Origin of the sequence: Kosakonia sp. SMBL-WEM22 (genome assembly GCF_014490785.1) — a bacterium.
Taxonomy (GTDB): domain Bacteria; phylum Pseudomonadota; class Gammaproteobacteria; order Enterobacterales; family Enterobacteriaceae; genus Kosakonia.
Genome location: NZ_CP051488.1, coordinates 176,081 through 199,293 on the forward strand (window position 1 = coordinate 176,081; position 23,213 = coordinate 199,293).

The following is a 23,213-nucleotide window of genomic DNA, read 5'->3' on the forward strand; positions in this document are numbered from 1 at the left end:
ACTCCTCATAAAATCACACAGCGGATATCGTGATACAGCCTGATAAGAATAGTCGGGAAAAAACCTGGCGTATGATTTCGCCAGTGATTATTTGCGATGTAAGCGGGGTAGATGTGCTCAAAATACACCTTCTGCCGCTTAAATTTTGCTTAATCGATTGATTAATAAGAGAGCAATTTTGCTCGGTATAAATTTGTAAATCGTTAGCAAAAATTTGGATTAAGAATAATCTGACCGCGATCACGGAAAATATCGTGCCAATACGGATCCGCGCGCTTTTGTGTGTAATGAAGGGGTATCTTGCGAGGCTGACCTGGACTATCCTTGTAGGCCGTTGGGCACGCGTGTGCCGAGAAGCGGTTTTATGGGTGAAAGGAGTAATAAAATGGCGACAGGACAGTCCTGCTCTCGCTGGTTTGCGTCTATTGCGGCGCTATTAATGGTGGTAAGCCTGAGTGGGTGCTTTGATAAAGAAGGCGATCAACGTAAAGCGTTTATTGATTTCCTGCAGAATACGGCAATGCGCAGCAGCGAACGCCTGCCAGCGCTGACGGCGGATCAGAAAAAACAGTTCGGCCCGTTCGTCTCTGATTATGCGGTTATCTATGGCTATTCCCAGCAGGTAAATCAGGCGATGGATTCCGGTCTACGCCCGGTGGTTGATAGCGTTAACGCCATTCGCGTGCCGCAGGATTATATGACGCAGCGCGAGCCGCTCCGCCAGGCCAACGGCTCTCTCGGTGTGCTGAGCCAGCAGCTGCAAAATGCGAAAATGCAGGCCGATGCCTCCCATGCCGCACTCAAGCAGGCAGACGATCTGAAACCGGTTTATGACCAGGTCTATACCAAAGTGGTGACCAATCCGGCTAACGCGCTGCAACCACTGATCCCGGCGGCGCAGGTCTTCACCCAGCAGTTAGTGCAGGTTGGCGACTTCATCGCGCAGCAGGGCACGCAGGTGAGCTTTACGGCAAACGGTATCCAGTTCCCGACCTCCGAACAGGCCAGCCAGTATAACGCACTGATTGGGCCGCTGGCGGCGCAACACCAGGCGTTTACCCAGGCCTGGACGGCAACCGTCTCCGGGATGAAATAGATACCAGGGTAGACGTTGTGATGTAGCGCGCTGGTCAACGGCTGGCGCAACGGTTACAAAATCAGGGCCTGTAAAGGAACGACTTGACGTGGTCGTTCCGTTCCTCGTTTTTTCAGATGTACCCGCAACGGGGAACACACCAGGCTACTCTTGCAAAAACAAGACGATCAACCTGAGGCAATGACATATGACTAACAGGATATCCGTTAATGTTAAAGAAGGTGAGACGCTTCACTTCTGGCGAATGGAAGGAGAAGAAGCCATATCAGAGCCTTTTGCCTGGACACTTACCCTACTTAGTGAAAATGCGCAAATAGATCGCAGTAAACTGCTAAGTCAGCCCGTCACTATTACCATTCCAACGCAGAACGTGATGGTTCCTCGTTATCTTAACGGCAAAGTAACCTCTGCCGCCGCCACTCCAGTTGAACATGACGGTACTCGCTATACGGCGTATACACTGACTGTCGAATCCGATCTCTGGCCTTTAAAGCGTAATCGGGACATGCGGATTTTTCAGGGGCAAACAGTGCCTGAAATTGTCAAAAAGATCCTCAGTGAGCACAACGTCAAGACCGACGACAAACTGACAGAAGAGTACCGCACCTGGGAGTATTGCGTTCAGTATCAGGAAAGCTCTCTCGATTTCATCAGGCGTCTGATGGAACAAGAAGGGATAGCTTTCCATTTCCGCCATGATACCGACAGCCACACGCTGGTGCTGACTGATGCAGGTTCTGAATTACAGCCCTTCCCTGGCTACGAGGTTATTCCCTATCACCACACGACATCAGGGGGAGTCACGGGCGAGGAAGGTATTAGCCAGTGGTCCGTGCAGGAGAGCATTACCCCAGGATTATACAGCCTGGATGACTATGACTTCCGCAAACCGAATGCCTGGCTGTTTCAGGCCCGTCAAAACAATGTTGCTCCCCAGCCGGGAACCGTAAGCGTCTATGACTGGCCCGGCCGTTTTGTGGACCACAATCATGGTGACAAATACGCCAAAATCCACCAGGAGCGATGGCAGGTTGAGCATCAGCAGACATCCGGTACCTCTACCGCCAGCGCTATCGCACCGGGGCATATATTCCAGCTTGAAAACGCCCCATTCCCTGATGGTAACAGAAGCTACACCATCATCCGGACTGCCTATCAGTTTGAGGAAAACCCCTACTCGACCTCCGATAGCAGCAAAAGCGAGCATCGGACCGATTTTATCGTTATCCCGGCCTCTACACCTTTCAGGCCGGAGCAGAAAACGCCGTGGCCAAGAACCTACGGGCCTCAGACGGCCAGGGTCGTGGGGCCAGACGGCGAGAGTATATGGACAGACCGTTATGGTCGGGTGAAAGTGAAATTTCACTGGGACAGAGAGTCAAAAGGGGATGACGCCAGCTCATGCTGGATACGAGTTTCCAGCGCCTGGGCCGGGCAGGGATTTGGGGGCGTACAGATCCCCAGAGTTGGCGATGAAGTCGTAGTAGATTTTATTAACGGTGATCCCGACAGACCGATTATCACCGGACGCGTCTACAACGAATCCAGCATGCCCCCCTGGGAGCTTCCTGCTGCTGCCACGGTAATGGGCTTTATGAGCCGCTCAAAAGACGGGAGTCGTGACAACGCTAACCATCTTTTGTTTGAAGATAAAGCGGGTGCGGAAAAAGTCGATCTTCATGCTGAAAAAGATATGAATATCACCGTGGAGAACAATAAAACGGTGGGGATTGATGGTTCCCGAACGACTACGATAAAAGGCGAACAGAAAGACGCTATTACTGGTGCAGCCACGTTTCACTATAAGGATGTCCGCACCACCACTGTCGAAAAAGCAGAAAGTACCATTTTCAATAACGGGCAGACGGAAACCATCACAAATGGGCGTACACTGGATATAACCAGCGGTGGCGACACGGTTACCGTCAAGGGAGAAAGGCATACTACTGTTGAGGGAACAGAGGTTCATCACGTTACCCAAAGGCTCACTGAAAACTACGACAGCGGGCAGGATACAACAATAATAGCTGGCGGAAGGACGGATACCGTTGAGGGCGATGTCGTTTACACTATAACCGGTGGTTTTTTCGAGCAAAACGTCAGTGGGAAAGTTGATGTAAGCTCAGGCGCTGATATAAAAATTAAAAGTACGACTAAAATAACTCTCGACGCACCTCATATAGAGCAGATTGACTCCAACAAAACAAAATGGTCAGACAAAGTTTCTGATTTCGTCAAAGATCATGCAACCTACAAAATTGTTTCATTCTCCGCATACGGTGCAAACGCTTCTATTAATGGGATAAATTATTCCTGGACTCCGATGTCTATTTCAACTTCCTTGACCAGCATCGTTAATGCGCCAATGAACTTTACGAGATCTTTAACAAGGGTTGAAGATTCAATTCAAAATCTCGCTATAAGCGCCATTCATATGTTTATTTAGAGGTGGTTTTTCGATGGAAATGACTAAGTATTTACATTTTATTCCATGGATACTTGTTGGAATAATGATTTTTTATTCATTTAAAGGAATAAAAGTCAATAAAGAAGAGACCACGTTAATTATGCAGTGGAATACCAAAGACAAATGGCAAGGTGACGTGACTGCTGCAACCATCATTGACTGGAAACAGTTAAATGTCATGCGTAACTTTGACTACTTCTACGAGTTTACGCTGGAGAGCACTATCGGCGGAAAAAAAACGGTACTGAAAGCCGCGGGCGTTATACCTGTATCGCAAGCCAGGCTCATTAAGAATGGCGCGTCTGTGGTGCTCAAATACAGTCTTAACCCTCCAAAAACTGCCGTTGAATACATCGTCGATCCTGAGGGACAGCATCACGTCGAGTTACCCTGATATCGGTTGCCCGCAACACGGTAGCCGTCGAATACAGACATAAAAAAGAGGCGACAGGAACGCCTCATTTTTTATTGCCCGATTGACCTTAGCGAACGGCCTGCGGGTTAACGCAGTTCTGCTCCACTTTGCCATTCAGCGCATCAATCAGGTTATCGACCGCGCAGGCCGCCATGTTGTAGCGCGTCTCGTGGGTTGCAGAGCCAATATGCGGCAGCGCCACAACGTTTGGCAGCGACAGCAGCGGTGAGTCCGCTGGCAGTGGCTCTTGCTCAAAGACATCCAGCCCGGCGGCGTGGATTTCGCCGTTTTGCAGCGCCTCAATCAGCGCCGCTTCATCCACTACCGGCCCGCGCCCGGCATTAATAAAGATGGCGGATTTCTTCATCATCGCGAACTGAGTTTTACCAATCAAATGCTGCGTCTCCTCAGTGAGCGGCAGCACGACACAGACAAAATCGGACTCCTGCAGCACCGTTTCAAGATCGCAGTGTCGCGCCTGAAAGCGCTCTTCCGCTTCGGCGTGCTCGCGGCGGGCGTGGTAAAGGATCGGCATGCCGAAGCCACAGTGCGCGCGCTGCGCCAGCGCCAGGCCAATGCGGCCCATACCGACAATGCCCATCGTTTTATGGTGTACATCAATGCCGAACCAGTCCGGTCCGATGCTTTTTGTCCACTCGCCCGCTTTGACCCGCTCAGCCACATCCACTACCCGGCGGGCGCTGCTCAGTACCAGCGCCATAATAGTGTCGGCGACAGTTTCGGTCAGCACGGTTGGTGTGTGCATCAGGGCAATCTTGCGTGCGTTCAGCGCATCCACATCAAAATTGTCATAGCCTACCGAGATGGTGGAGGTGGCGCGCAGCTGCGGCATCTTCTCCAGCAGCGCGCTGTCCACCGTCTGGCTGGAGCCTAACAGCCCCTGCGCGTTGGCAAACGCTTCGGCGTGTTGCTGCACCGTCTCCGCTTTCAGGTCGGCAACCCGGGTCACGGTAAAGTGCGTCTCCAGTCGTGCGAGCAGATCATCGGGTAAGGCTTTGTACAGGATGATAGATGGCTTCATGCGGTTCTCCCTTGTGACGGTGCGCCTGCCGGAATCTGCTTATTGTTAGCAGGCTTAACAATTAAAGTAAGCCATACAGAGGCGAAAAGCGACACCCCCATAAAGATGTAAGATGCGGACGGACTGCCGGTCGCGCCGTTGAGGTAGCCGACAAACCACGAGCCGCAGAAGGAGCCGAGCGCGCCCATACTGTTGATTAACGCCATTGCGCCGCCCGCAACGTTGCGCGGTAGCATCTCCGGAATAATCGCGAAGAAGGGGCCATACGGTGCGTACATTGCCGCCCCGGCAATCACCAGCAGAGTGTAGGAGATCCAGAAGTGGTTCGCGCCCACCGCCCACGAGCCGATAAAGGCGAATGCACCAATCAGCAGCAGCGGCCAGACAAAGAGTTTACGGTTTTGCAGCTTATCGGAGGCCCAGGAAGCGAGGATCATCGCAATGGTCGCTGCCAGGTAGGGTACGGAAGAGAGCCAGCCCACTTCCACCATGCCGAGGTTGTCGCCGCCGCTGCGGATAATCGACGGCAGCCACAGCACAAAACCGTACACGCCAATGCTCCAGGCAAAATATTGCAGGCAGAGCAGCACCACATTGCGCGAGCGGAAGGCTTCGCTGTAGTTGCGAACGGCTTTAATGCCCTGCTGCTCTTTATCAAGCTGCGTTTGCAGCGCGCGTTTCTCATCTTCGCTCAACCACTTCGCCTGGCTCGGTTTATCTTTTACCAGTACCCACCAGCAGAAGGCCCAGATTACCGCCGGCACGCCTTCGATGATAAACATCTCGCGCCAGCCGAAGGACTGGATCAGGTAGCCGGAGACCACCGACATCCACAGCACCGTGACCGGGTTACCGAGGATTAAAAAGGTATTCGCCCGCGAGCGCTCTGATTTGGTAAACCAGTTACTGATGTAAATCAGCATCGCCGGCATCACCGCCGCTTCCACCACGCCGAGGATAAAGCGGATGGCGGCCAGCATCGGGATATTACTCACCACGCCGGTTAATGACGCGCAGGCACCCCACAAAATCAGGCAGATAAAGATCAGTTTGCGCACGCTGCGCCGTTCGGCGTAGACCGCGCCGGGGATCTGGAAGAAGAAGTAGCCGAGGAAGAAGAGCGCGCCCAGCAGCGAAGAGACGCCTTTGGTGATGCCGAGATCTTCGTTAATCCCGGCCGCGGAGGCGAAACTGAAGTTCGCGCGATCGAGGTAAGCCAGACTGTAGGTGATAAACACAATCGGCATGATATAGAGCCAGCGTTTGGCTGAGTTGGTGGCGTTGCTCATAAGGTTGCCTCTATGGTTGAGGTTATTTTCCACCTGTCATGTAGGGTACAGGCGGTTTGAGTATCGGCGAAACGGGCGCTTACAGCGCGCCTAGCTCCGCGCGGGTGGGCAATCCTTCGCTGTCGCCGGGCACCTGGATCGCCCGCGCGCCGATGGCATTGCCCCGGCGCACCGCATCGTGCAGCGTTTTTCCTTCCAGCAGGGCGCTGATCACCCCGACGGCAAAACCATCGCCCGCGCCGACGGTATCGACGACGTTCTCGACGATAACCGGCGCAACTGCACCCTGTTCGCCATCGGCGGTTTTAAACCACGCGCCGTCAGGGCCGGTTTTGATAATCACCGCCTTCACGCCGCGTTGCAGATAGAAGTCGGCAATTCCTTCCGGCGTCTGCTGCCCGGTAAGGATGACGCCCTCTTTCAGCCCCGGCAGCACCCAGTCAGCCTGGAAGGCGAGCGCGTTAAGCTTCTCGACCATCTCCGCTTCGCTCTTCCACAGCACCGGGCGCAGGTTGGGATCAAACGACAGGGTTTTGCCCTGGGATTTCATCGCCTTCGCCGCATGCTCAAGCAGGGCGTAAGAGGTGGTGGAGATCGCCGCCGCCACGCCGCTCATATGCAGATGGCGCGCGTCGCTGAACAGCGCGGCGTTAAAATCCTCCGGCGAAAGGTGGCTGGCAGCGGAGCCCTTGCGGAAATACTCCACGGTGGGATCGGTTCCATCATCACACTTCGATTTCAGCTGAAAGCCGGTCGGGTAGCGGGTATCCAGCGTCACGCCGGAGGTATCAATCCCCTCTTTGCGCAGCGTATTAAGGATAAAGCGGCCAAAGCTGTCATCGCCGACGCGGCTCACCCAGCTCACTTTCAGCCCCAGACGCGCAAGACCGGTGGCAACGTTTAATTCGGCACCGGCCGCGCGTTTAATAAAGTGCCCGGCCTCGGCGAGATCGCCGGTTTCGGTGGCGACAAACATCGCCATCGCTTCGCCAAGGGTGATGACATCCAGCGCGTTATGCATGGCTGAACTCCTTACGCAGCAGAGAGACATAGTGGCGGGTGACGGCGGTCAAATCATCGCCCTCAAGCGGAAACTCGATACCGCGCGGTACATCGGCAGGCAGTGCGTCGAGCAGCGCCAGCCAGCGCGGGTTTTCGCCATTCGGTGGTGTTGCGCGGTGTTTATTGCCTACGTGCTCAACGGCTTTAACGTGCACATAGCTCACGGCGGGCGCGAGCTGGCGTGCGGCCTCTTCCGGCTCATCGCCAACCCACAGCCAGTTGCCGGTATCAAAGGTGAGCGTGACGGGGAGGTGCGCGGTGTGGCAGGCGGCTTTAAAGCGCAGCATCGGCGCGAGCTTGCCGCACTCGGTTTGATCGTTTTCCACTACCAGCGGCACATCGCTTGCCGCCAGCCAGCCGCGCAGCGTCTCCAGCACGGCGTTATCTTTGAAATGACCCAGTGAGACCTTCAGCCACAGCGCTTTCAGCGTGCGGGCCTCTTCCAGCAGGGCAGGCAGGCGCGGGTTCAGGGTGCCATCTTGCAGGCAGAGCGGTTCCGGCGCGGAGTAGCAGACCAGCAGGTTGTGCATATCAATCGCGAAGGCCAGCGACGGCAGGTGCGACAACTCTTCGTCGTTCAGCTGTTCGCGGCGAATCTCCACGCCGTCGGCACCGGCATCGGCAATGATCGGCAGCGTACCGACCTGGCCGCCCAGCGCCGCCACCTGGTCATGACCATAGGCGGCGGTAACAACAATAATTTTTCTTTCCATCTTCCGGTTCCCCGATAACGGCAGGGTGATTAGCTTCCATTAACGCTAGATGGAACCGGTTCCAAAGAAAAGTTCACTATGTCGAATTTATGATCGACATCACGAAGGGGAGAATTAACGCGATGTCGAGCCGCGCACGATCAGTTCGCCGGAGAAAACCCGCTCGTGAACCGTGTCGCTGTGGCCCTCAATGCGGCGCACCACCTGCTCGACGGCGGCAAAACCGATCTGCCAGGTCGGTTGTTTGAGGGTGGTAATGCCGACGCCCGCCAGCTCTGCCCACTCCAGCTCATCAAAGCCGAGCAGGCCAATATCGCTGCCCCAGTTCAGGCCAATACGCTTTAGGGATCGCGCCACCTGTAGGGTCAACGCGCCGTTGGCGGAGATCACCGCTTTGCGCATGCCGCGATGGCGGGCGTGGAACTGGCGCAGATTGTTATCCAGCTGCGCTGCTTCGTGCAGCACCACTTCCGCATCTTCCGCCACTACGCCGGGGTAGCGGGCAAGGGTAGTGTGAAAAGCGTTTAGCCTTTCGCGGCGAGTGTTGACGGTGCCGAGCGGCTCGCTGAGAAAGAGCAGGGCTTCAAAACCCTGTTCAATCAGATGTTCAGTGGCGGTAGTTGCGGCCTGGGTGTTATCCAGCCCGACGACATCGCAGGCGAAATCGGGGATTTTGCGGTCAATCAGCACCATCGGCAGGGAGGATTGTTGCAGGCGGTTTAGTCCCTCTTCGCGCATGCCCACGGCATTCACCACAATCCCCTCCACCTGGTAGCTGCGCAGCAGGTCAAGGTAGTGCAGCTCCTGATCGACTTCGTTATTGGTGTTACAGACCAGTGGCGTAAACCCCTTTTCGCGGCAGGCGGCTTCGATACCGCTCAGCACGTGCACGGAGTAGGGGTTGGTGATGTCGGCGATAATCAGCCCAATCAGCCGGGTGCGCCCGCGCTTAAGGCCGCGCGCCATCAGGCTGGGGCGGTAATCAAGTGCGGCGATGGCCTGCTCAATGCGCGCCAGCAGGGCATCGGAAAGAAGATGTTTTTCACCGTTGAGATAGCGTGAAATACTGGTTTTTCCGGTGTTGGCCGCTTTCGCCACATCGCTGATGGTTGGGCGCGTCATTTTCGCCATTGTTGCTTCCCTCGCCGTAACTGGTTGCCCACACCTTAGCGCGAAATCGCGGGCAATCAAGCACTAACCTGCGCTTATCACCCGCCGCGCGGCGGTAATGACGTTTAATTCTTTGCCAAACGCGCTTCGCCGTGGATGATAGAGCGCAAACAACACATCCGACACCACCTGCAAGCTATTCAGGAGCGCGCTTTGGCAAACTCTGCTATCAAAACAGTTCTAACGGCGGCCCACTGGGGCCCGATGCTGGTCGACACCGACGGTGAAAAGGTGCTCGCCTCACGCGGCGCGCTGCCGACCCCTTTCCCCAACTCGCTGCAAAGCGTGGTGCAGGAGCAGGTTCACAGCCCGACGCGCGTGCGCTATCCGATGGTGCGCAAAGGCTTTCTCGCCTCGCCCGACAGCCCGCAGGGCGTGCGCGGGCAGGATGAGTATGTGCGCGTCAGCTGGGATCAGGCGCTGGATCTGATCCATCAGCAGCACAAACGTATTCGTGAAAGCTATGGTCCGTCGTCAATCTTTGCCGGCTCCTATGGCTGGCGCTCCAACGGCGTGCTGCATAAAGCCGCCACGCTGTTACAGCGCTATATGAGTCTCGCGGGGGGCTATACCGGCCATCTGGGGGATTACTCTACCGGCGCTGCGCAGGCGATCATGCCGCATGTGGTTGGCGGCAACGAAGTTTACCAGCAGCAGACCAGTTGGCCGCTGATCCTCGAACACAGCGATGTGGTGGTGCTGTGGAGCGCCAACCCGCTGAATACCCTTAAGATCGCCTGGAACGCCTCGGATGAGCAGGGTATTCCCTACTTTGACGCGCTGCGCAACAGCGGCAAGCGGGTGATCTGTATCGATCCGATGCGATCGGAGACCGTCGATTTCCTCGGCGATCGCGCCGAGTGGATCGCGCCACATATGGGCACCGACGTGGCGCTGATGCTCGGCATCGCCCATACGCTGGTGGAGAACGGCTGGCAGGATAATGACTTTCTTGCTCGTTGCACCGTGGGTTACGAGATTTTTGCCGCCTACCTCACCGGCGAAAGCGATGGCGTGGCGAAAACGGCGGAGTGGGCAGCAGGCATTTGCGGCATTGAAGCGGTTAAAATCCGCGAACTGGCAGATGTTTTCCATAAAAACACCACCATGTTGATGGCGGGCTGGGGGATGCAGCGCCAGCAGTTTGGCGAGCAAAAACACTGGATGCTGGTGACGCTGGCGGCGATGCTGGGGCAGATCGGCACACCGGGCGGCGGGTTTGGCCTCTCTTATCACTTTGCCAACGGCGGCAACCCGACACGCCGCGCGGCGGTGCTCGCTTCAATGCAGGGGCTGGTCAAAGGCGGTACCGACGCAGTACATAAATTCCCCGTCGCGCGCATCGTTGAAGCGCTGGAGAACCCAGGCGCACCTTACCAGCACAACGGCATCAACGGGCACTTCCCGGATATCCGCTTTGTCTGGTGGGCAGGCGGCGCCAACTTTACCCATCATCAGGATACTAACCGCCTGATCCGCGCCTGGCAGAAGCCGGAACTGGTGGTGATCTCCGAGTGTTTCTGGACGGCTGCGGCGAAACACGCCGATATCGTGCTGCCTGCGACTACCTCGTTTGAGCGTAACGATCTGACGATGACCGGCGATTACAGCAACCAGCACCTGGTGCCGATGCAGCGCGTGGTGCCGCCGCAGTTTGAGGCGCGCGATGACTTCGAGGTGTTTGCGGACTTAAGCGAGCGCTGGGAAGCGGGCGGGCGCGAGCGCTTTACCGAAGGGAAGAGCGATCTACAGTGGCTGGAGACCTTCTACATCATCGCTGGCGAGCGCGGGGCGAGCCAGCAGGTGACGCTGCCGCCGTTCGCGGAGTTCTGGCAGGCTAACCAGTTGATTGAGATGCCGCAGAGTGAGCAGAACGCGCGCTTTGTGCGTTACGCCGATTTCCGTCGCGATCCGCAGGCGCACCCGCTGAAAACGCCGAGCGGTAAAATCGAAATCTTCTCTGAGCGCATTGCAAGCTTTGGCTATGCCGACTGCCCGCCGCATCCGACATGGCTGGAGCCGGATGAGTGGCACGGCAACGCCGAGCCGGAGCAGCTGCAGGTGCTCTCTGCGCATCCGGCGCACCGCCTGCACAGCCAGCTCAACTTTACCCGTCTGCGCGAGGAGTATGCGGTTGCCGGGCGCGAGCCAATTACGCTCCATCCGCTCGATGCGCAGGCGCGCGGCATTGCGCCGGGCGATGTGGTGCGGGTGTGGAACCAGCGCGGGCAGGTGCTGGCGGGGGCGGTGGTGAGCAGCGGCATTAAGCCTGGTGTGATCTGCATTCATGAAGGGGCCTGGCCTGATCTTGAGCCAGCGGCAGACGGGCTGTGTAAAAACGGCGCGGTGAACGTGCTGACCAAAGATCTGCCCAGCTCGCGGCTGGGCAATGGCTGCGCTGGCAACACGGCGCTGGCGTGGGTCGAGAAATACCGCGGCCCGGCGCTTACGCTGACGGCGTTTGATCCGCCTGCCAGCTCATGATCCACGTCGGATGAGCGGTCTCCTCCTGCCATGCGCGTTCGGTAATGGTAAAGCCCTGCGCATGGTAGAAGTTCACCGCCCGCTCATTCTGCTGGTAAACCTCAAGGCTTAAGCGGGAAAAGTGCTGTTTAACATGATTAATCAGCGCTTTCCCGAATCCCTGGCCAAACGCCTGCGGGCGCACAAACAGTGCGCCGATAAACTGCTCATCCATCACGCTGATAAACCCCTGCAACTGGCCCTCTTGCTCAACAACCCAGGTTTTCGCCGAGGGAAGGTAGGCGTCACGCACCAGCGCTTCGCTCTCCTGCCAGTAGCTGGCTTTAATAAAGGGGTGCGCGAGGGTGGTGCTCTCCAGCCATAGCGCCAGCAGCGGGGTTAAGTCTTCACTATTCCATGCGCGAATCATGTGTTCCTCCTGGGTAACAGATGCAGCCGACGACGTGGTCATTAACCAGGCCGCAGGCCTGCATAAAGGCATAACAGATAGTTGAACCGACAAATTTAAAGCCACGTTTTTTTAGCGCTTTTGATAAGGCATCGGAAACGGGCGTTGAGGCGGGGATTTCTGCGAGCAGGGCGGCGTGCGCGATCTGCGGCTGGTTATCGACGAATCCCCAGATAAAATCTGAAAATGACTCGCCGTTGGCTTCCATTGCCAGGTAGGCGCGCGCATTGCCAATAATCGCTTCAATCTTGCCGCGATGGCGAATAATCCCGGCATTTTGCAACAAATTATCCACATCCTGCGCCGTCATGGCGGCCACGCGCTGTGGGTCAAAGTTGTGGAAAGCGTGACGATAATTCTCACGCTTTTTCAACACCGTAATCCATGACAACCCCGCCTGCTGCCCTTCGAGACAGAGCATCTCGAACAGCTTTTTACCCTCTCTTTGCGGGACGCCCCACTCGTTATCGTGATAATCGAGATAGAGCGGGTCCTGCGTCACCCAACCACAACGCTGCATATCCATACTCCGTTTGTGCAGGAAAAATAAACGTCGGCCTGCCTTGACGTAAACTCCAGAAAGACAATATTTATTACAGGGATTTTTCCCGTTCTAACAACGATAACTATTACGCCGATTTCGGCTCTTCTCTGGAGTCGTAAAACAATGAAAATAACCCGCAGTGGCCTGATGATGTCGCTGCTGCCTGCCTGTCTGCTTTTTTCTCAGACGGCGGCGGCGTGGCAGCAAGAGTATGTCGGTGCTGATGATACCGATGGACGCTATCGCTGGGATAGCGAGCGGCAACCCCGTTATAACGATATTCTTGAAGAGCGCATTCGTTCGACGCAAAACTCGCCGGGGCTGGCGATTAATCTATCCGATACGTCGCCGCTCGATACGATTAGCACCATGAGTCTGGGCTGGAATATTCCACTCTCAAGTCACGTTACTACCGGCCCGGTGGCGGTGTGGCACTACGATGGCTCAACGACCTCAATGTATAACGAATTTGGCGACAGCGCGACCAACGTGCAGTACAGCGATCCGCTGTGGCACGCCAGCGTCAGTTCGCTGGGCTGGCGCGTCGATAGCCGCTTTGGCGATCTTCGCCCGTGGGCGCAGGTCAGCGTTAATCAGCAGTTTGGCGAAAATGTCTGGAAGAGCCAGTCGGGCCTCTATCGCCTTACCGCCGCCAACCAGTACGGTAACTGGATGGATGTGACGCTGGGTGCCGATATGCTGCTCAACCCGCACCTCGCCGCCTATGCCTCGCTGTCGCAGTCGGAAAACGAGACCTGGGGGCAGAACTACCTTTACAGCGTGGGGGTCAGCGCCCGTTTTTAGCCCGATTAAAACAATCTTTTTACACTCTGGAAACAATAGCGGCGCGTTTTATATTGATAGTATGTACTAACTCACACTTACTATTCGCTACAGTGATATTTCGAGCGGTCATTCATTCCCGTTCCGCGGCATTTCATTCCTCTCTCGCTGCATTTCATGCCTTTTTTACCCAGGCATGAAATGCGCTTCGTTATGGTTGTCGGCAGTGAATTCCTTTTTATTCTTCTGCGGGACAACTGCCATGAATAGTTCCTTTGCTCAACACACTCGCTGGCTGACGCTGGTCGGCACCATCATCACGCAGTTTGCGTTAGGGTCGGTTTATACCTGGAGTTTGTTCAACAGTTCGCTGGCTGAAAAACTGGGGGAGCCGGTAAGCCAGGTCGCCTTCTCCTTTGGCTTGTTGAGCCTTGGCCTCGCGCTCTCCTCCTCGGTAGCCGGTAAACTGCAGGAGCGTTTTGGCGTGAAACGCGTCACCATCGCCTCCGGCCTGCTGCTCGGGCTTGGCTTCTTCCTTACCGCGCATGCGACCAATTTGATGATGCTGTGGCTCAGTGCAGGCGTGCTGGTTGGCCTGGCAGATGGCGCGGGCTACCTGTTAACCCTCTCTAACTGCGTGAAGTGGTTCCCGGAGCGCAAAGGGTTGATCTCTGCCTTCTCCATTGGCTCTTACGGCCTTGGTAGCCTCGGTTTTAAATTTATCGACAGCCACCTGCTGGCAACCGTCGGCCTGGAAAAGACCTTCATGATTTGGGGCGCCATCACGCTGGTGATGATTGTCTTCGGCGCGATGCTGATGACCGATGCACCGTTGCAGAAAGCCTCCACCATTAACGGTGTGGTGGAAAACGACTTCACGCTGGCGCAGTCAATGCGTAAACCGCAGTACTGGATGCTGGCGGTAATGTTCCTGACCGCCTGCATGAGCGGCCTGTATGTAATTGGTGTGGCGAAAGATATCGCGCAGGGGATGGTACATCTTGATATGGCGACGGCTGCCAATGCGGTAACGGTGATTGCGATTGCCAACCTTAGCGGCCGCCTGGTACTGGGTATCCTCTCTGACAAGATTGCCCGCATCCGCGTCATTACTATCGGCCAGGTGATTTCATTAGTCGGCATGGCCGCACTGCTCTTCGCACCGCTGAACGCCGTGAGCTTCTTTGCTGCCATCGCCTGCGTTGCTTTCAACTTCGGCGGCACCATCACCGTCTTCCCATCGCTGGTGAGTGAGTTCTTCGGCCTCAACAACCTGGCGAAAAACTACGGCGTGATTTACCTCGGTTTCGGTATCGGTAGCATCTGTGGCTCGATTATCGCCTCATTGTTCGGCGGCTTTTATGTCACCTTCTGTGTCATCTTCGCCCTGCTGATCCTCTCGCTGGCGCTCTCCACCACCATTCGCCAGCCGCAGCGCGAGGTCTACCAGCAAGCGCACGCGTAATAACGAACTGGCTACACCTTTGCAGGCCGCGACAATCGTCGCGGCCTTGTTATTTTCTGAATTTCTCACGCCATCAACGATTGTTGCGGGCGATCGCAATGCTAACTTTCACGGCCCGCTATGATTTCGCCCTGCCATCCGTTGCGTAAAGGGTGGGGTTCTATATGTACAGGTACTTGTACGTGAGCTATAGTGTCTCGCGTAACAGAACCTGGGAGATGAATATGCAACATGTTAACTACACCGACGCCCGCCAGAACCTGGCCTCGCTGATGCAGCAGGCAAATGACGAGCTGGCACCGATCCTTGTCACCCGCAAAGGGGCTAAAAGCGTGGTGGTTATCGATGCCGAGGAGTTTGCCTCTATGCAAGAGACGCTTCATCTGTTCAGTAATCCGGTCAACGCCGCGCATATTGAGCGCAGCATCCAACAGGCGGAAAGCGGCGACCTACAGGAATATACATTTGAATGACGCCCAGGATAACGCCGGAAGCGCAAGCTGATATAGATTTCTGGAAGCAGAACGACCCTAAGGTAAAGCAGAAGATTGATACCCTCGTCAGGGATGCGCTTGAGCACCCTTTTCAGGGGCTCGGAAAGCCGGAAGCGCTTAAGCACCATAAACCGCTCTGGTCGCGCCGCATCACCAAAGAGCATCGACTCGTTTACTACATAAAAGATGACTCGCTGATCATCGTTTCTTGCCGCTACCACTACGTAAATCTTTAATGCCTGGCCTCGCTTTCGCGAGGCTTTTCTCTCTCTGCGCCGCACACTTTCCGCAAAGCGACTATCCTTATTAATCAGGTTCATCCAACAGAAGGAGTCACAAATGTCTTTAGAGAAAGTGGTTTACCGTGCTAAAGCGAAAGCAACCGGGGGACGCGATGGCCGTGCAACCTCCTCTGATGGGGTGCTGGATGTAAAACTGGGCGTACCGAAAGAGATGGGCGGCCCAGGCGGCGAAGTAACCAACCCGGAACAGCTTTTCGCAGCGGGCTACTCGGCCTGTTTCCTTGGCGCGCTAAAACACGTTGCGGCGAGCGAGAAGAAGCACGTGCCGCAGGATGCGTACATTGAAGGTCAGGTAGGTATTGGGCCGTTGCCGACCGGTTTTGGTATCGAAGCGCAGCTGGATATCCACCTGCCGGGCATGGATCACAAAGAGGCGGAAGAGCTGGTGCAAAAGGCGCATATTGTCTGCCCTTACTCTAATGCCACCCGCGGCAACATTGATGTAAAACTCAATGTAATCACCTCCTGATAACCGATTGCGGTTAACATTTTTGTCATCGGCCATCTATTTTTTGTAAATATATGGCCGAATCTCACTTCCCATTGACACTTTTCCCTGCCGCTATGGTCTACTTAGCGCGCTTCAGAAGTTTCACGTATTAACTTCCTTCGCAATTTTTAGCCTGACGCGTGAATGACTCTCGCTTTCAGGAGCTTTTTCCTCTTTTTTGAGTTGCTTGCATGAACTATATCAAAGCGATAACCCAGCAGAAGTTGAGCTTCCTGCTTGCGTTGTATATCGGCCTGTTTATGAATAGCGCTGTGTTTTACCGTCGGTTCGATGGTTACGCGCACGCATTCACCCCGCTGAAAGGGCTCTCCGCTGCCGTTGAGCTGGTCGCGACCGTACTGGTTACCTTCTTCTTGCTCCGTGTCCTGTCGCTGTTCGGCCGACGCGTCTGGCGTATCCTTACCTCGCTGATTGTGGTCTTCTCCGCCGCCGCCAGCTACTACATGACTTTCCTTAACGTGGTGATTGGCTACGGCATCATCGCCTCGGTGATGACCACGGATATTGATCTCTCCAAAGAGGTGGTGGGTTGGCAGCTGTTCGCCTGGATCGTGGCAGTGAGCGCGCTGCCGCTGCTCTTTATCTGGCATAACCGCTGCCGCGACACCCTGTTGCGCCAGCTGCGTCAGCCTGGCGCGCGCATGCGCAGCGCAGGGCTGGTGGTGTTAGCCGGGCTGCTGGTGTGGGGGCCGATTCGCCTGATGGATGTGCAGCAGAAGCAGACCGAACGCGCCTCGGGCGTGGATCTGCCAAGCTACGGCGGCGTAGTCGCAAACTCCTATCTGCCCTCCAACTGGCTTTCGGCGCTGGGGCTTTATGCCTGGGCGCGGGTCGATGAGTCTTCAGACAACAGCTCATTGATGAACCCGGCGACGAAGTTCACTTACGTTGCGCCGAAGGATCTTGATGACACCTGGGTGGTGTTTATCATCGGCGAGACCACGCGCTGGGACCATATGGGCATGCTCGGCTATGAGCGTAATACCACGCCGAAGCTGGCGCAGGAGAAGAACCTCGTCGCCTTCCGCGGATACTCGTGCGATACCGCAACCAAACTCTCGTTGCGCTGTATGTTTGTGCGCGAAGGCGGCGCGGAGCCCAACCCGCAGCGTACGCTGAAAGAGCAGAATATTTTCGCGGTGCTCAAGCAGCTTGGCTTCTCCAGCGATCTCTACGCCATGCAGAGCGAAATGTGGTTCTACAGCAACACCATGGCGGACAATATCGCCTACCGAGAGCAGATTGGCGCTGAGCCGCGCAACCGCGGCAAGCATGTTGATGACATGCTGCTGGTCGACGAGATGGATCGCTCGCTGGCGGATAACGCCAACGGTAAGCATATGATTATTCTCCACACCAAAGGCTCGCACTTTAACTACACCCAGCGTTACCCGCGCAGCTTCGCGCAGTGGAAACCGGAGTGTATGGGCGTGGATCGCAAGTGCAGTAAAGAGGAGATGATTAACTCCTTCGATAACTCGGTGACCTATGTCGATCACTTTATTGATAGCGTGATCGATAAGATGCGCGACCGTAAAGCGATTGTGTTTTACGCAGCGGATCACGGTGAGTCGATCAATGAGCAGGAGCACCTGCACGGCACGCCGCGCCATATGGCACCGCCGGAGCAGTTCCGCGTGCCGATGATGGTGTGGATGTCTGATAAGTACCTTGAAGACCCGCAGAAGGCACAAATGCTGGCGCAGCTTAAGCAGCAGGCGGCCTACAAAGCGCCGCGCCGCCACGTTGAGCTGTACGACACCATTATGGGTTGCCTCGGTTATACCTCGCCGGACGGTGGGATTAACGAGAACAACAACTGGTGCCGTTTGCCGGCGCAGGGCGCGAAGTAACGCGCTGCTGGCTTTCTCGCCAGTCAGTTAGCTTTTTTCGATTAAAGGATTGACGGAGCATGCCGGCGGCAGTAAGATGCGCCCCGCATTCGGTGATTGGCGCAGCCTGGTAGCGCACTTCGTTCGGGACGAAGGGGTCGGAGGTTCGAATCCTCTATCACCGACCAAATTTGAAAACCCCGCCTCGGCGGGGTTTTTTGCATCTGAAGTAAAGAGGATGAGAACCTCCGGGGGTGGAGGTTCGACTCGAGCGCAGCGAGAGAACGTTGCGCAGCAACGGCCCGCAGGGCGAGCCACGCAGTGGCGAGTCATCCTCTGGCACCGACCAAATTCAGAAAAACCCAACCGCAAGGTTGGGTTTTTTGCTTTCTGCGTCCGCACCATTGCCTGATGGCGGCTTCGCCTTATCAGGCCTACGCGATCCAGCAAAACCATCAATTCCGTAGGCCGGATAAGCGTTCACGCGCCATCCGGCAAAACCAGCGATTTCGTAGGCAGTGCCCCGTAGGCCGGATAAGCGTTTACGCGCCATCCGGCAAAACCAGCGATTCCGCAGGCAGTGCCCCGTAGGCCGGATAAGCGTTCACGCGCCATCCGGCAAAACCAGCGATTCCGCAGGCAGTGCCCCGTAGGCCGGATAAGCGTTCACGCGCCATCCGGCAAAACCAGCGATTCCGCAGACAGTGCCCCGTAGGCCGGATAAGCGTTTACGCGCCATCCGGCAAAACCATCGATTCATGCATCCGTAGGCCGGATAAGCGTTCACGCGTCATCCGGCAAACCGCCAATTCCGCAGTCAATCCATCCGGCAAAAATCAAAACTCACCGAAACTCCCCTTATCCCTGCTTCCCGCTGCCTGACGGTTATTTTTTGCGATATTCCATTGTATTTATTTATATATCTAACGATCTTTTTTCGCGTTGCTTATGGATAAACTCAGCATTTTGCGCTGTGCGTTTTAGCGTTCGCGGGATATACCGCTCAGATAATCATCATCCTGGTAGAAATTTTTCATAATCTGCATGAATGTTAATCACTGGGTAAGGGCGCTTTATAAGGGGAATATCCTGCTTTCTCGCCCTTAGCATAAATTTCCCTGCTGAATATGGCGGCTTGAACTTTTTTTTAACTTTGTTTGCCGATTCTCACCGTCGTTGTAAATCCCGGTTACCTGTATTGACGTTTTGACATTCTGTTGACAGATTGTAGGGCATGAGGGGCATTTCATGGAGAATCTGTACTGCAACTCAGTCAACCTTGTGAAAGGAATCCCCATCTCTCATAACGCCTGCGGGCACAACCGACCAGACCGGGTAAAAAACAAAAAAAGGCCTGTCGGACATACCCACTGCATGGGTAACAACACATATCACATTGGAGCAGAATCAATGAGTATTTCCTTGAAGAAGTCAGGGATGCTGAAGCTCGGTCTTAGCCTGGTGGCCATGACCGTCGCGGCAAGCGTGCAGGCTAAAACCCTGGTTTATTGTTCTGAAGGTTCGCCCGAAGGCTTTAACCCACAGCTTTTCACCTCTGGTACCACTTACGATGCCAGCTCTGTGCCAATTTATAACCGTCTGGTTGAGTTCAAAACCGGCACCACGGAAGTGATTCCGGGTCTGGCCGAGAAGTGGGACATCAGCGAAGACGGCAAAACCTACACTTTCCACCTGCGTAAAGGCGTGAAGTGGCAGGACAACAAAGAGTTCAAACCGACGCGTGAATTCAACGCCGATGACGTAGTGTTCTCTTTCGATCGCCAGAAAAACGCCCAGAACCCGTACCATAAAGTTTCTGGCGGCAGCTACGAATACTTCGAAGGCATGGGCCTGCCAGATCTGATTAGCGAAGTGAAAAAAGTCGACGATCACACCGTGCAGTTCGTGTTGACGCGCCCGGAATCGCCGTTCCTCGCGGATCTGGCGATGGACTTCGCCTCCATCCTCTCCAAAGAGTACGCGGACAACATGCTGAAAGCGGGCACGCCGGACAAAGTTGACCTCAACCCAATCGGTACCGGTCCGTTCCAGCTGCTGCAATACCAGAAAGACTCGCGCATTCTCTACAAAGCGTTTGAAGGCTTCTGGGGCACCAAGCCGAAGATCGATCGCCTGGTCTTCTCCATTACGCCGGATGCTTCCGTGCGTTACGCCAAGCTGCAGAAAAACGAATGTCAGGTGATGCCATACCCGAACCCGGCTGACATCGCGCGCATGAAGCAGGACAAAAACATTAACCTGATGGAGCAGGCTGGCCTGAACGTCGGTTACATGTCCTTCAACACCGAGAAAAAACCGTTTGATGACGTGAAAGTGCGCCAGGCGCTGACCTACGCGGTAAACAAAGAAGCGATCATCAAAGCGGTCTATCAGGGCGCGGGCGTGGCGGCGAAGAACCTGATCCCGCCGACCATGTGGGGCTATAACGACGACGTTAAAGACTACACCTACGATCCGGAGAAGGCGAAGCAGCTGCTGAAAGAGTCCGGTCATGAGAAGGGCTTCACCGTTGAGCTGTGGGCGATGCCGGTACAGCGTCCCTACAACCCGAACGCGCGCCGTATGGCTGAGATGATTCAGTCTGACTGGGCGAAAGTGGGCGTACAGGCCAAAATCGTTACCTACGAGTGGGGCGAATACCTCAAGCGCGCGAAAGCGGGCGAGCACCAGGCTGTCATGATGGGCTGGACCGGTGACAACGGGGATCCGGATAACTTCTTCGCCACCCTGTTCAGCTGCGCAGCGGCGAAAGATGGTTCCAACTACTCACGCTGGTGCTACAAGCCGTTTGAAGATCTGATTCAGCCGGCGCGCGCCACTGACGATCACAACAAGCGTATTGAGCTCTACAAACAAGCGCAGGTAGTGATGCATGACCAGGCTCCGGCGCTGATCGTCGCGCACTCCACCGTCTATGAGCCAGTGCGTAAAGAGGTGAAAGGCTATGTGGTTGATCCATTAGGCAAACACCACTTCGAAAACGTCTCTGTCGAATAATAAGTAAAATGCCTGACTTCCCCCTCTTCGCTGGGAGAGGGGGAAAGGTCTGTTCCCTCTTTTAATGAGAGTGGAAATACATTTGTGAGCAATACAGACGTGCCGTCGCCAGGCGTCGCGTCACTACTGAGAATCCGGGTTATGTTGCAGTTCATCCTCCGACGTCTGGGGTTAGTTATCCCGACGTTTATCGGTATCACCCTTCTCACCTTTGCCTTTGTCCATATGATCCCCGGCGATCCGGTGATGATCATGGCGGGTGAGCGTGGTATCTCCCCTGAGCGTCACGCTCAGTTGCTGGCCGAGCTCGGTCTCGACAAGCCGCTGTGGGAACAGTATGTCCACTATGTGTGGGGCGTATTGCACGGCGATTTAGGTCTCTCATTGAAGAGCCGTCTTCCGGTGTGGGACGAATTCGTGCCGCGCTTTAAAGCCACGCTAGAACTGGGCGTCTGCGCGATGATCTTCGCCGTTGCCGTCGGCATTCCGGTGGGCGTACTCGCTGCGGTCAAACGCGGCTCCATCTTCGATCACACCGCCGTGAGCCTGGCGCTAACCGGCTACTCCATGCCGATCTTCTGGTGGGGCATGATGCTGATTATGCTGGTCTCGGTGCAGCTAAACCTGACGCCGGTCTCCGGGCGCGTCAGCGATATGGTGTTCCTCGATGACACCAACCCGCTCACCGGCTTTATGCTCATCGACACCGCCATCTGGGGCGAAGAGGGCAACTTTATTGATGCCGTCGCGCACATGATCCTGCCGGCAGTCGTGCTCGGCACTATTCCGCTGGCGGTGATTGTGCGTATGACGCGCTCCTCGATGCTGGAAGTGCTGGGCGAAGATTACATCCGCACCGCGCGCGCCAAAGGGCTGACCCGTATGCGGGTGATTATCGTCCACGCCCTGCGCAACGCGATGCTGCCGGTGGTGACGGTTATCGGTCTGCAAGTCGGCACCATGCTGGCAGGGGCGATTCTGACGGAAACCATCTTCTCCTGGCCGGGCCTTGGCCGCTGGCTGATTGATGCACTGCAACGCCGCGACTATCCGGTGGTGCAGGGCGGGGTGCTGCTGGTCGCGACGATGATTATCCTCGTCAACCTGCTGGTCGACCTGCTGTACGGCGTGGTGAACCCGCGTATTCGGCATAAGAAGTAAGGGGCCATCATGTCACAAGTTACTGAAAATAAAGTTATCACTGCGCCGGTGCCAATGACGCCGATGCAGGAGTTCTGGCACTACTTCAAACGCAACAAAGGCGCAGTTGTCGGCCTGGCCTATGTCGTGGTGATGTTGATTATCGCCATCTTCGCCAACTTCATCGCGCCGCATAACCCGGCAGAGCAGTTCCGCGATGCGCTGCTGGCGCCGCCGGTGTGGCAGGATGGCGGCACCTGGACGCACATCCTCGGCACCGACGATGTGGGCCGCGACACGCTGTCGCGCCTGATGTTCGGCGCGCGCCTCTCGCTGCTGGTTGGCTGCCTGGTGGTGGCGCTGTCGCTGGTCGCCGGGATTATCCTCGGCCTGGTGGCGGGCTACTTCGGCGGCCTTATCGACAACATCATTATGCGCGTCGTCGATATCATGCTGGCACTGCCGAGCCTGCTGCTGGCGCTGGTGCTGGTGGCGATCTTCGGCCCGTCGATTGTTAACGCCTCGCTGGCGCTAACCTTTGTCGCCCTGCCGCACTATGTGCGTCTGACGCGCGCCGCCGTACTGGTGGAGGTGAACCGCGACTATGTGACCGCCTCCCGCGTGGCGGGGGCAGGTGCGATGCGTCAAATGTTCGTCAATATTTTCCCGAACTGCCTTGCGCCGCTGATCGTACAGGCGTCGCTCGGCTTCTCTAACGCCATTCTCGATATGGCTGCCCTTGGCTTCCTCGGCATGGGTGCACAGCCGCCAACACCGGAGTGGGGCACCATGCTCTCCGACGTGTTGCAGTTCGCACAGAGTGCCTGGTGGGTCGTGACCTTCCCGGGTCTGGCGATCCTGCTGACGGTGCTGGCATTTAACCTGATGGGTGACGGACTGCGTGATGCGCTCGACCCCAAACTGAAGCAGTAAGAGGT

At 55.9% G+C, this 23,213-nt stretch carries 21 protein-coding genes, 1 tRNA gene and 1 other RNA gene; 15 read left to right on the forward strand and 8 right to left on the reverse strand.

Annotated features, from left to right (window positions below):
* Nucleotides 1-385 precede the first annotated feature (385 nt).
* From HF650_RS00895 to HF650_RS00905, 3 genes are all read left to right on the forward strand, one after another.
* Nucleotides 386-1,096 carry a DUF3053 domain-containing protein gene (locus HF650_RS00895; protein ID WP_187800798.1) on the forward strand — a complete coding sequence of 237 codons (711 nt, stop codon included), beginning with the start codon at nt 386-388 and terminating at the stop codon, nt 1,094-1,096.
* A gap of 187 nt (nt 1,097-1,283) precedes the next feature.
* The gene (gene tssI, locus HF650_RS00900; protein ID WP_187800799.1) at nt 1,284-3,542 is read left to right on the forward strand and encodes a type VI secretion system tip protein TssI/VgrG; all 2,259 of its coding nucleotides are present in this window, start codon (nt 1,284-1,286) and stop codon (nt 3,540-3,542) included.
* 13 nt (nt 3,543-3,555) lie between these two features.
* Nucleotides 3,556-3,957: a hypothetical protein gene (locus HF650_RS00905; RefSeq protein ID WP_187800800.1), complete on the forward strand. Its 402-nt coding sequence runs from the start codon at nt 3,556-3,558 to the stop codon at nt 3,955-3,957.
* 88 nt (nt 3,958-4,045) lie between these two features.
* Here HF650_RS00905 and ghrB read toward each other — a convergent pair whose 3' ends face one another.
* The 5 genes from ghrB to HF650_RS00930 all read right to left on the reverse strand — a co-directional run bounded on the left by ghrB (nt 4,046) and on the right by HF650_RS00930 (nt 9,215).
* Nucleotides 4,046-5,020, reverse strand: coding sequence for a glyoxylate/hydroxypyruvate reductase GhrB (gene ghrB / locus HF650_RS00910; protein WP_187800801.1), 975 nt, complete (start codon nt 5,018-5,020; stop codon nt 4,046-4,048).
* Entirely contained in the window at nt 5,017-6,309 is a 1,293-nt protein-coding gene (locus tag HF650_RS00915) for an MFS transporter (RefSeq protein ID WP_187800802.1), read from the reverse strand. The genes ghrB and HF650_RS00915 overlap by 4 nt, the downstream gene beginning before the upstream one ends.
* 79 nt (nt 6,310-6,388) lie before the next feature.
* A complete protein-coding gene (locus HF650_RS00920; protein WP_187800803.1) occupies nt 6,389-7,330 on the reverse strand; it encodes a sugar kinase in 942 nt (313 codons plus the stop codon).
* The gene (locus HF650_RS00925; protein WP_187800804.1) at nt 7,323-8,084 is read right to left on the reverse strand and encodes a sugar phosphate isomerase/epimerase; all 762 of its coding nucleotides are present in this window, start codon (nt 8,082-8,084) and stop codon (nt 7,323-7,325) included. Before HF650_RS00925 ends, HF650_RS00920 begins: the two co-directional genes overlap by 8 nt.
* Before the next feature lie 114 nt (nt 8,085-8,198).
* A complete protein-coding gene (locus HF650_RS00930) occupies nt 8,199-9,215 on the reverse strand; it encodes a LacI family DNA-binding transcriptional regulator (RefSeq protein ID WP_187800805.1) in 1,017 nt (338 codons plus the stop codon).
* Nucleotides 9,216-9,458: 243 nt separating this feature from the next.
* Between HF650_RS00930 and HF650_RS00935 the strand changes: the two genes are divergently transcribed.
* Nucleotides 9,459-11,738, forward strand: coding sequence for a molybdopterin guanine dinucleotide-containing S/N-oxide reductase (locus HF650_RS00935; protein ID WP_249118880.1), 2,280 nt, complete (start codon nt 9,459-9,461; stop codon nt 11,736-11,738).
* On the opposite strand, the gene HF650_RS00940 is transcribed toward HF650_RS00935, so the two are convergent.
* On the reverse strand, nt 11,701-12,147 hold the full coding sequence (locus HF650_RS00940) for an N-acetyltransferase (protein ID WP_187800807.1): 447 nt from the start codon (nt 12,145-12,147) through the stop codon (nt 11,701-11,703). The genes HF650_RS00935 and HF650_RS00940 overlap by 38 nt on opposite strands.
* On the reverse strand, nt 12,128-12,706 hold the full coding sequence (gene tag, locus HF650_RS00945) for a DNA-3-methyladenine glycosylase I (protein WP_187800808.1): 579 nt from the start codon (nt 12,704-12,706) through the stop codon (nt 12,128-12,130). The genes HF650_RS00940 and tag overlap by 20 nt, the downstream gene beginning before the upstream one ends.
* A 171-nt stretch (nt 12,707-12,877) precedes the next feature.
* Here tag and HF650_RS00950 point away from each other — a divergent pair, with 171 nt between their 5' ends.
* The 8 genes from HF650_RS00950 to HF650_RS00985 all read left to right on the forward strand — a co-directional run bounded on the left by HF650_RS00950 (nt 12,878) and on the right by HF650_RS00985 (nt 18,466).
* Complete coding sequence (locus HF650_RS00950) at nt 12,878-13,534, forward strand: autotransporter domain-containing protein (RefSeq protein ID WP_223284348.1); 657 nt, start codon at nt 12,878-12,880, stop codon at nt 13,532-13,534.
* A gap of 241 nt (nt 13,535-13,775) precedes the next feature.
* Complete coding sequence (locus HF650_RS00955; protein ID WP_187800810.1) at nt 13,776-14,978, forward strand: MFS transporter; 1,203 nt, start codon at nt 13,776-13,778, stop codon at nt 14,976-14,978.
* Nucleotides 14,979-15,160: 182 nt separating this feature from the next.
* Complete coding sequence (locus HF650_RS00960) at nt 15,161-15,451, forward strand: type II toxin-antitoxin system Phd/YefM family antitoxin (protein ID WP_223284246.1); 291 nt, start codon at nt 15,161-15,163, stop codon at nt 15,449-15,451.
* Nucleotides 15,448-15,708 carry a Txe/YoeB family addiction module toxin gene (locus HF650_RS00965; protein WP_054802690.1) on the forward strand — a complete coding sequence of 87 codons (261 nt, stop codon included), beginning with the start codon at nt 15,448-15,450 and terminating at the stop codon, nt 15,706-15,708. The genes HF650_RS00960 and HF650_RS00965 overlap by 4 nt, the downstream gene beginning before the upstream one ends.
* A gap of 103 nt (nt 15,709-15,811) precedes the next feature.
* Nucleotides 15,812-16,243 carry an organic hydroperoxide resistance protein gene (locus HF650_RS00970; RefSeq protein ID WP_187800811.1) on the forward strand — a complete coding sequence of 144 codons (432 nt, stop codon included), beginning with the start codon at nt 15,812-15,814 and terminating at the stop codon, nt 16,241-16,243.
* A gap of 212 nt (nt 16,244-16,455) precedes the next feature.
* The gene (gene eptB / locus HF650_RS00975; RefSeq protein ID WP_187800812.1) at nt 16,456-18,138 is read left to right on the forward strand and encodes a kdo(2)-lipid A phosphoethanolamine 7''-transferase; all 1,683 of its coding nucleotides are present in this window, start codon (nt 16,456-16,458) and stop codon (nt 18,136-18,138) included.
* Nucleotides 18,139-18,228: 90 nt separating this feature from the next.
* A tRNA-Pro gene (locus tag HF650_RS00980) sits at nt 18,229-18,305 on the forward strand.
* Between the two features lie 29 nt (nt 18,306-18,334).
* Nucleotides 18,335-18,466: non-coding RNA, RtT sRNA (locus HF650_RS00985), on the forward strand.
* 3 nt (nt 18,467-18,469) lie between these two features.
* Here HF650_RS00985 and HF650_RS00990 read toward each other — a convergent pair.
* Complete coding sequence (locus tag HF650_RS00990; protein ID WP_187800813.1) at nt 18,470-18,670, reverse strand: hypothetical protein; 201 nt, start codon at nt 18,668-18,670, stop codon at nt 18,470-18,472.
* A gap of 857 nt (nt 18,671-19,527) precedes the next feature.
* On the opposite strand from HF650_RS00990, the gene dppA reads away from it, so the two are divergent.
* The 3 genes from dppA to dppC all read left to right on the forward strand — a co-directional run bounded on the left by dppA (nt 19,528) and on the right by dppC (nt 23,208).
* Complete coding sequence (gene dppA, locus HF650_RS00995) at nt 19,528-21,135, forward strand: dipeptide ABC transporter periplasmic-binding protein DppA (protein ID WP_187800814.1); 1,608 nt, start codon at nt 19,528-19,530, stop codon at nt 21,133-21,135.
* A gap of 141 nt (nt 21,136-21,276) precedes the next feature.
* Nucleotides 21,277-22,296 (forward strand): dipeptide ABC transporter permease DppB, encoded by a 1,020-nt coding sequence (gene dppB / locus HF650_RS01000; RefSeq protein WP_187800815.1) that lies wholly within the window; start codon nt 21,277-21,279, stop codon nt 22,294-22,296.
* A gap of 9 nt (nt 22,297-22,305) precedes the next feature.
* The gene (gene dppC / locus HF650_RS01005; protein ID WP_187800816.1) at nt 22,306-23,208 is read left to right on the forward strand and encodes a dipeptide ABC transporter permease DppC; all 903 of its coding nucleotides are present in this window, start codon (nt 22,306-22,308) and stop codon (nt 23,206-23,208) included.
* Nucleotides 23,209-23,213: the final 5 nt, after the last annotated feature.

What these genes read in the sequence shown, in the direction of transcription:
- HF650_RS00895 (WP_187800798.1), top strand. Translation starts at nt 386, where the DNA reads ATGGCGACAGGACAGTCCTGCTCTCGCTGGTTTGCGTCTATTGCGGCG.
- HF650_RS00950 (WP_223284348.1), top strand. Translation starts at nt 12,878, where the DNA reads ATGATGTCGCTGCTGCCTGCCTGTCTGCTTTTTTCTCAGACGGCGGCG.
- dppB (WP_187800815.1), top strand. Translation starts at nt 21,277, where the DNA reads ATGTTGCAGTTCATCCTCCGACGTCTGGGGTTAGTTATCCCGACGTTT.
- HF650_RS00940 (WP_187800807.1), bottom strand. Translation starts at nt 12,147, where the DNA reads ATGATTCGCGCATGGAATAGTGAAGACTTAACCCCGCTGCTGGCGCTA.
- HF650_RS00930 (WP_187800805.1), bottom strand. Translation starts at nt 9,215, where the DNA reads ATGGCGAAAATGACGCGCCCAACCATCAGCGATGTGGCGAAAGCGGCC.
- tssI (WP_187800799.1), top strand. Translation starts at nt 1,284, where the DNA reads ATGACTAACAGGATATCCGTTAATGTTAAAGAAGGTGAGACGCTTCAC.
- HF650_RS00935 (WP_249118880.1), top strand. Translation starts at nt 9,459, where the DNA reads ATGCTGGTCGACACCGACGGTGAAAAGGTGCTCGCCTCACGCGGCGCG.
- HF650_RS00915 (WP_187800802.1), bottom strand. Translation starts at nt 6,309, where the DNA reads ATGAGCAACGCCACCAACTCAGCCAAACGCTGGCTCTATATCATGCCG.
- HF650_RS00925 (WP_187800804.1), bottom strand. Translation starts at nt 8,084, where the DNA reads ATGGAAAGAAAAATTATTGTTGTTACCGCCGCCTATGGTCATGACCAG.
- HF650_RS00965 (WP_054802690.1), top strand. Translation starts at nt 15,448, where the DNA reads ATGACGCCCAGGATAACGCCGGAAGCGCAAGCTGATATAGATTTCTGG.
- ghrB (WP_187800801.1), bottom strand. Translation starts at nt 5,020, where the DNA reads ATGAAGCCATCTATCATCCTGTACAAAGCCTTACCCGATGATCTGCTC.
- HF650_RS00920 (WP_187800803.1), bottom strand. Translation starts at nt 7,330, where the DNA reads ATGCATAACGCGCTGGATGTCATCACCCTTGGCGAAGCGATGGCGATG.
- HF650_RS00905 (WP_187800800.1), top strand. Translation starts at nt 3,556, where the DNA reads ATGGAAATGACTAAGTATTTACATTTTATTCCATGGATACTTGTTGGA.
- eptB (WP_187800812.1), top strand. Translation starts at nt 16,456, where the DNA reads ATGAACTATATCAAAGCGATAACCCAGCAGAAGTTGAGCTTCCTGCTT.
- dppC (WP_187800816.1), top strand. Translation starts at nt 22,306, where the DNA reads ATGTCACAAGTTACTGAAAATAAAGTTATCACTGCGCCGGTGCCAATG.
- HF650_RS00955 (WP_187800810.1), top strand. Translation starts at nt 13,776, where the DNA reads ATGAATAGTTCCTTTGCTCAACACACTCGCTGGCTGACGCTGGTCGGC.
- dppA (WP_187800814.1), top strand. Translation starts at nt 19,528, where the DNA reads ATGAGTATTTCCTTGAAGAAGTCAGGGATGCTGAAGCTCGGTCTTAGC.
- tag (WP_187800808.1), bottom strand. Translation starts at nt 12,706, where the DNA reads ATGCAGCGTTGTGGTTGGGTGACGCAGGACCCGCTCTATCTCGATTAT.
- HF650_RS00990 (WP_187800813.1), bottom strand. Translation starts at nt 18,670, where the DNA reads ATGGCGCGTAAACGCTTATCCGGCCTACGGGGCACTGCCTACGAAATC.
- HF650_RS00970 (WP_187800811.1), top strand. Translation starts at nt 15,812, where the DNA reads ATGTCTTTAGAGAAAGTGGTTTACCGTGCTAAAGCGAAAGCAACCGGG.